This is a genomic window from Deinococcus pimensis DSM 21231, from assembly GCF_000519345.1.
Classification (GTDB): Bacteria; Deinococcota; Deinococci; order Deinococcales; family Deinococcaceae; genus Deinococcus_A; species Deinococcus_A pimensis.
Map to the genome: position 1 here is coordinate 11,659 of NZ_KI912620.1, position 6,807 is coordinate 18,465.

A 6,807-nucleotide genomic window follows, 5' to 3' on the forward strand; every position below is an offset into this window, starting at 1 on the left:
CCACGCTCAGCGCGCACGCCAGCAGCAGCAGCGCGCGCCTCAAGAAGCCCACCCCGGCACGCGCGGAACCTCGCCCGGCCGGGCGGCCTCGGTGGCGGCCTCCAACGCCGCGAGCACCTGCGCCCGCGACGCCGCCATTCCCACCACCGGCGCGCCCAGCAGGGGCTCCAGCGTCGCCACCGCGCCCGCCCAGGCCTCCTCGTCCACGACGAGCGGCGACGCCACCACCACGGCCCCCGCCCGCCGCGAGAGCGGCGCGAGCAGCCAGCGCCGCGACGCGTCCATCGGCACGAGCGCGAAGTCCGGGGCTTCCTCGTTCAGGTCCACCCAGGGCACGCCGCGCCCACCCGCCACGTGCCGCGCCACGGTCTCCTCGTCCAGCGCGCCCTGCGCGACGAGCCGCTCGCCGATCCGCCCGTCCCCCGTCCGCACGGCCCGCCCCAGCGCGTCCGCGCCCACCTCGCCGAGGAACAGCAGTCGGTCCCCGAGGCGGCAGCGCAACGCCCGCAGGAGCGACTCCGGCACGTACGAGCGCCGCTCCGTCTTGTCCCAGCGGGGCGTGCCGCGCGCCACCGCGCCCGCGTGCAGACGCCAGGCCCGTAACGCCGCGAGGGTGTTCACGACGCTCGCCACGAGCCACCTCAGCGGCACGAGCGGCGGCAACGCCGCCCCGAGGAGCGCCTCGCCCGTCCCGTACACCTCCCGCACCGCGAGAAAGCGCATCACGAGGCGTTCCGCCGTGAGGGCCAGCACCGTCGTCGCGAGCGGCACCAGCACCGCCCCACTGCCCGAAGGCCAGCCCAGCGAGGGAGCCAGCACGCCGTACAGCGACGCCGGGTACCCCACGAGGTGCAGCAGGTTCGTGTACTTCCCCTTGCGGTCGTGCCACAGCGCCAGCCGGTCCCACCACGACAGCTCGCGCCAGTGCCGCGTCGTCGGCGTCTGCATGCAGATGCCGTACGTCCAGCGGCCCTTCTGCCGCACCGCCGCGCCCAGCCCCGTCGGGAAGCGCTCGTGCACCGCCACGAGCTCCACCCGGGTCCGCCCCCGGTCGTCCACCCGCATGGCGCGCTGCACGTGGAAGTGCACCCCGAACCCGTGATGCCACAGCCGCCACGTCAGCTCGTAGTCCTCGGTGAGGCTCGACTCGTCGAACACCGGACCCCGCGCCGCGAGCCACGCCACCACCTCGCGCCGCAGCGCGAAGCCCGTCCCCGCGCCCGGCACGAACAGCCCGAGATGCTCGCGGACCGGCACCTCGTGCAGGTGCCGCTGCGCGAACTCGTCCGCGTACGTCCGCGACACCAGCCAGCCGGGAGCGCGCCGCCACGAGAACGCCTCCCGGACCGCCAGCACGGGCAGCTGCACCGCGTCGTGCCGGGCGAGCAGCGCGCTGTACAGCCGCAGCGTGAACGGATGGACCGCGTCCTCCGCGTCGTGCACGCAGATGCCCTCGAAGGGCTCCCCGCGCTCCTCCTCGTACCGCCCCACCGCCGCGAGCAGCACGTTGAGGTTCTGCGCCTTGCAGGTCGGACCCGGCCTGGGGTTCACCACGACGTGCACGTTCGGGTGCGTCCGGCGCGCCGCCTCCACGTCGGCGCGCGTGGCGTCGTCGTTCGGGTAGATCCCCACGAAGACCTCCACGTGCCCGCGCGGGTAATCCGCGAGGTCCAGGGTGGCGCGCAGCATCTCCCCGACGACGCCCGCCTCCCGCCACGCGGGCACCAGGACCGCCAGCCGCAGGGGCCGGTCCTCGCGCAGCACGGACGCGGGCACGTTCGACGCCCTCACCGCTCGCCGCGAGAGCAGGTACACCACGTCCAGCACCAGATCGTCGAAGCTCGACAGGATGAAGAGGACCAGCACCGCGCCCAGCAGGACCGTCACGAGGGCCGTCACGGTCGCCCGTTCCCCGGAGTGATCAGAGGTCCACGAAATGAGTTGTTCATGCGCCCTCACTGTCGCACCGTCAACCTGACGCGCCGTTAACCCATCCCCACGAGACGTTCATGGTCCACCCACGCAGGGTGGTGGCGCGCGATGTGACCCATCGCAAGGCCGCTTCATGGCCCCCAACGCGGGGCCTCAGCACGCGTGGCGCATGCTGTCCCTACCACGGCCCGCTCACAAGGCGCGGCCACCGCAGCACCCGAAAGGAGCCCGAACATGGCCGACCAACCGAACAAACCCAGCAGCACGCCGCACCGTCAGGGCTACTCGGCCCACGAGGGCATGGTGCAGGAGCAGATGGACTCGCAGGTCCACCAGATCCGCAACGAGGACGAACGTCAGGGCGGCGCCATCCCCGAGGAGGCCGGCAACGACTTCACCTTCCCCGACGAGGACACGACGCTCGGGAAGAAGTCCGGCGACGACATCCCCGGCGAACCCGCCAAGAACCGCGAGTAGACGCGCCTGCCCACCGCGCCCGCCGTGAGGCGGGCGCTCGTCGTGGTGGGCGACGGCCGCGCGACACGACCTTGCGCTAGGCTTGGCGGAACATGGAACTCAACCACGTGAACCTCGCCGTCACCGACGTTCCCGCGACGGTGGCCCTGCTGGAGACCTACTTCGGCCTTCGGCGGACCCGCCTCGTCACGCCGGAGATGGCGTTCATGCGGGACGATCGCGGCGCGCTCGTCTCGCTCTTCCGGCAGGACGACGTCGCCTACCCGGGCCTCTTCCACGTCGGGTTCACCCGACCCTCCGTGGAGGAGGTCAACGAGGTCCACGCGCGGCTCGTCGCGGACGGCTTCACGCCCGAGGCGCCGAAGGAGGACCACGGGCGGTGGACGTTCTACTTCGACACGCCGGGCGGCTTCGTCATCGAGGTGCAGCACTTCATGCGCGAGTTGCGGTAGCGCGGCGCGACCCCGGAAGGTGTTCCCGGTGTCCCGCAGACGATGCAATGAGGGCCGCGTCCGGACGCGGCCCTCTCGTTGGTGGAGGCAAAGAGATTCGAACTCTTGACCCTCCGCTTGCAAAGTGCGATTTGCCCGTCTCGGCTCGTTAGCTCTGACTCCGATTCGTGCCCCCAGACGTAGTATTCGCGCTCGCTCGTCCTCTTTCAACCCGTACTGCACTCGAACCGTTGCAGTACGGGTTGCAGTTAAGCGTAGCAGTTGCCGATTCGCGCGTTTTCGAGGTCCTGTTGAGCCCACAGGGTTTGATAATGTTAGTGCTTCAGAAGTGTGAGGCTCTGCAGGATAACAAAAGGCATATTTTCCGCACTACGTTTATATTGTAGGCTGATAGATGAGCTTGCTAGCGATCGTCCACCATGTGTGCATTTTCGATATAATTTCCGGACTCGCCGAGATGTCCAACTGAGACCGACATGCGGGGAGGTAAAGATATATTATCGCGCACATAAGAAGCCAAAACTCTAGCTCCTCGGCTAGAATCAGCCACAATATGAGCGTAGGCTTGCCGTGTAACTGCTGCAACTTCTGCTGGCCAGAGCCTTGGATTTGATTGGTCTGCATCGAAGTGTTCATACATCCATAGGCTACGTAGCATTGTGGTTATTACGTTTCCTACATCGTCTAATGGTGTGCTTAGGTTATCTATAAAAACGTATCCCACGCCTACTTCACGGTTTGTACCATCTTGAGAGCCTCGGAAAACTATTTGCGGAGCTCTCGTGTTCATGTGCGTGTAAGCCAAATAATACCCGGTATATTTTGAACCATAATACTTTACCAACGCACCTTCGCAGGACCTACTACTTAATAGATCATTGGCGTCAAGGTAATTTTGCCTCTGTACTGCTAGATGCTCCTCTTTATCCTCTACTTCGTGCACCACTTTTTCTTCTGCGCCAAATAACTGCAGTAGCGCGGACAGTTTTACAATTGTAAAATTGCGCCCCTCTGACTTTTCGAAATACTCCGAAACCAATTCGAATCGTGGATACAGACTTCTTCCTGAGCTTCTATGAAACCAATCTGGCTTGTCGTCGCTTGAAACGAAAATCATGTCTCTTTTTAGTGTCTGTCCAATCTGAAGTATGGTATGCCAAATGATTAGGTCGCCAGCGCTATTGGAGTCCTTCGAGGCGTCTTTGTACCCAGGTGGAATTTTGAGGCGTTGTCGTCGATCAAGGTCATTGAGTAAAGCCGCTCGATCCAAAGTCAATTCGGTGACTACGGAAGACGTAAAAATTTCTTTGTACAATTCACTTACCGGGTCGTTCCATGTCCAACCTTCAACAAGCTTTTCTAGTGAAGAGAGTTTCAGCTTGTATTCTTTAATGGCAGATTCTAAATCTTTTTCTGCTTTTGCTAAGTCGGAGTACTCGGAAAATTTTGTAAGCAGAGGATACCTTTCTTTGTTTAGGGTTATCTGCTGCCGCTTTACTAGGTTGGAATGCAACTCAGTCAATTTCGTGGTTCTGTTGTCAGCAAACTCCCGTGCTGCTTGTGCGGGCACAAATAGACGCTGCGACGCCACTAAATGTTTGTAAGTGCGCTCGATGTTTGAAAGGCTTTCGGCACTAACGGTATAAGGAACTAAAAGTGTGTTGGTATCGAGAACAACGATGCATGAATCTTTGACATGCTCTGCTGACTTAGATTGTATCTGAAATATACTGCTCGCATCGGGAAACACGAATTCTAGGCGAAGAATCGATTCGTCACTAGGATCAGATTTTTTTTGCGACATCCGTTATGTCCTTCTTGGTAGGTTGGGGTCGAGGACGGATTTGACTCAGGGTCACAGCGGTAGGCAAGCGCGCGCCAAAACACTTGTAGCGCACTTGTCGCCTGGCTTATGCCGTAAATTTGGCTTTTCGGGCTTGCAATTCAGCAATGCTGTACACCGCCGCGCGCTTCTCGTCCTCAAAGACCGTGCGGTAGAGGTCGCTCGTGATGCTCGGGCGCGCGTGCCCCGCGATGACTGAGACGACTTCGAGCTTCTCGCCTTCACGCAGGCGGTTAGAAATCATCGTGTGGCGCGCAGCATGCGAGCTGAAGTGACGCACTCCGGCGAGCTTGCAGAGACGGTCAATCGAGCGGTTGACGTTGCGAGGATGGATGGGCGTGCCCAGCGACGTGGTGAAGACGAGGCCCATGTCTGTCCATGCATCGCCCAGCACGTCGCGCTGCTCGTGCTGCGTCTGCCTGCGCTCGCGCAGCACATCCAGAAGGTCCGGCGAGGCGTCCAGCGTTCGACGTGAGCCCTTCGTCTTCAGGGGACTGATCACGACGGAGTTCTTGACCGTCTTAGCCTGCTGAGTGATGCGGATAGCGCCCGTGGTGAAGTCCACGTCACGCCAGCGCAGGCCCAGCGCTTCACCGCGCCGCACGCCCAGCGAGAACATCAGGTAGAGGAGGGGGTGCATAGCATCGCCGCTCGCAGCCGCCAGGAAGCGCAGCATCTCGTCCTCGCTCAGCGCCTTGTCTGTGGCGCGCTCGCGCTTGTCCTCGCTCGCAGCCGTCGCCTTAATGCGGATCGCGCGAGCGGGATTGACTGCTATGAGCTCCTGCTCGATGGCTTCCTCAAACGCTGCCCTGAGGTGCTGAAAGACCTTCCCTCGGACGGACACAGATGAGCCAGTCTCAAAACCTCGGAGTGTGAGCGGTCTGGCCGTTTAAGGTCAGGCAAACTGGCAGGCATGACTGACGAGCAGCTGGAGGCCATTGAGGCACGCGCACGTAAGACGACGCCCGGGCAGTGGTATCCCATCCTCACCGACGACGAGCACTACATGAGCGCCACGTACGTTGGGCTTGATCCCCGTGGCCTCCTGGAAGGTGAGTTGTACGTCGACGATGGCCGAGACGTCACGTTGCTTGCGGAAGGCCAGATCGACGATGAGCGAGTTGTCGCCATCACCTGTCTACAAAAGCCTCGCTTGGTCTACCAAGACGAGTGTGACGGGAACGCCATCTTCATCGCTCATGCCCGCGAAGACGTCCTCACCCTCGTGCAAGAAGTTCGCCGCCTCCGCAAGCTCACCCAATTGAATCCGAGCCACAGCGACGAAGAAGAATGACCATCGCGGCCAGCTGGACCATCCCCAGGTAGTTCTCCGCGAATCGTTCGTACCGCACCACCACTCGCCGAAACCGCTGTAACCATGCGAACAACCGCTCCACCACGAACCGTCGCCTCGCCCGGCGAAGCGGCCGCCCATCCTGCGTCTTGGTCCGGTTCTTGCGATTCCTGGCGATCATCTCGATGCCCTCGGCCGCCAGTTGCTCATCCAGCAGGTCGCTGTCGTACGCGGTGTCTCCGATCAGTCGAGCGGGATGATCGAGGCCGAAGGTAGCGTCGAGAGTGCGGTGGACCAGGGTAACCTCATGCGGCGCAGCAGGGGCGAGGTGCACAGCGTTCGTGTTGACCATGGCGGTCCGCGATTGCCATGATCTTGCTCCCCTTACCTCGGGGACCGTAAGCGACAGCAGAGCCCCCCCTTTCGCCGGAACAAACGAACCGTCGATAAACCACTCGTCGAACTTGACCTGCCCCCTTTCGACGAGGTCTTCGTACAGCGCTTGCAAGATGCGGTCGAGCAGTCCAGAGCGGACCCACTGCTGGAAGCGACGGTGGCAGGTCTGGTACGGCGGGAAGCGGCGAGGGAGGTCTTTCCAAGGTGCACCGGTCCGCAGGACCCACAGGACGCCTTCGAGGACGAGGCGATCGTCCTGGCGAGGGTGGCCGGTCGCTTTGGGCGGTGGGAAGAGAAGTTCAACGACTTTCCACTGCGGCTCGGTCAGTTCCACGTCTTCAGCGTGGCATCACGCCCTGAAGGAGTTTTGAGCAACCATGTTGGTTGTCAAGGCAGGCAGGAGGGCAAGGGGA

General features: G+C 62.4%; 7 protein-coding genes. 3 read left to right on the forward strand and 4 right to left on the reverse strand.

The genetic code is table 11. The features are described 5' to 3' along the window. Window positions 1-39: 39 nt before the first annotated feature. Window positions 40-1,899, reverse strand: a complete 1,860-nt coding sequence (locus tag DEIPI_RS27780; protein WP_052351576.1) for a glycosyl transferase family protein — start codon at window positions 1,897-1,899, stop codon at window positions 40-42. A 267-nt stretch (window positions 1,900-2,166) separates the two neighbouring features. Between DEIPI_RS27780 and DEIPI_RS0102040 the strand changes: the two genes are divergently transcribed. Together DEIPI_RS0102040 and DEIPI_RS0102045 are read left to right on the forward strand one after the other, a co-directional pair. Further along, window positions 2,167-2,409, forward strand: a complete 243-nt coding sequence (locus tag DEIPI_RS0102040) for a hypothetical protein (protein ID WP_027480683.1) — start codon at window positions 2,167-2,169, stop codon at window positions 2,407-2,409. Window positions 2,410-2,501: 92 nt separating this feature from the next. After that, the gene (locus tag DEIPI_RS0102045; protein WP_027480684.1) at window positions 2,502-2,861 is read left to right on the forward strand and encodes a VOC family protein; all 360 of its coding nucleotides are present in this window, start codon (window positions 2,502-2,504) and stop codon (window positions 2,859-2,861) included. Window positions 2,862-3,264: 403 nt separating this feature from the next. On the opposite strand, the gene DEIPI_RS37230 is transcribed toward DEIPI_RS0102045, so the two are convergent. Both DEIPI_RS37230 and DEIPI_RS27785 read right to left on the reverse strand, forming a co-directional pair. After that, window positions 3,265-4,665, reverse strand: a complete 1,401-nt coding sequence (locus DEIPI_RS37230; protein ID WP_169737003.1) for a PIN-like domain-containing protein — start codon at window positions 4,663-4,665, stop codon at window positions 3,265-3,267. Window positions 4,666-4,771: 106 nt separating this feature from the next. Beyond that, window positions 4,772-5,548, reverse strand: coding sequence for a tyrosine-type recombinase/integrase (locus tag DEIPI_RS27785; protein ID WP_052351577.1), 777 nt, complete (start codon window positions 5,546-5,548; stop codon window positions 4,772-4,774). A gap of 69 nt (window positions 5,549-5,617) precedes the next feature. On the opposite strand from DEIPI_RS27785, the gene DEIPI_RS0102060 reads away from it, so the two are divergent. Further along, on the forward strand, window positions 5,618-5,998 hold the full coding sequence (locus tag DEIPI_RS0102060) for a hypothetical protein (RefSeq protein WP_027480686.1): 381 nt from the start codon (window positions 5,618-5,620) through the stop codon (window positions 5,996-5,998). Here the strand turns inward: DEIPI_RS0102060 and DEIPI_RS36355 are convergent. Next, window positions 5,958-6,728, reverse strand: a complete 771-nt coding sequence (locus DEIPI_RS36355; protein ID WP_084473885.1) for an IS5 family transposase — start codon at window positions 6,726-6,728, stop codon at window positions 5,958-5,960. The genes DEIPI_RS0102060 and DEIPI_RS36355 overlap by 41 nt on opposite strands. Between the last annotated feature and the right edge of the window lie 79 nt (window positions 6,729-6,807).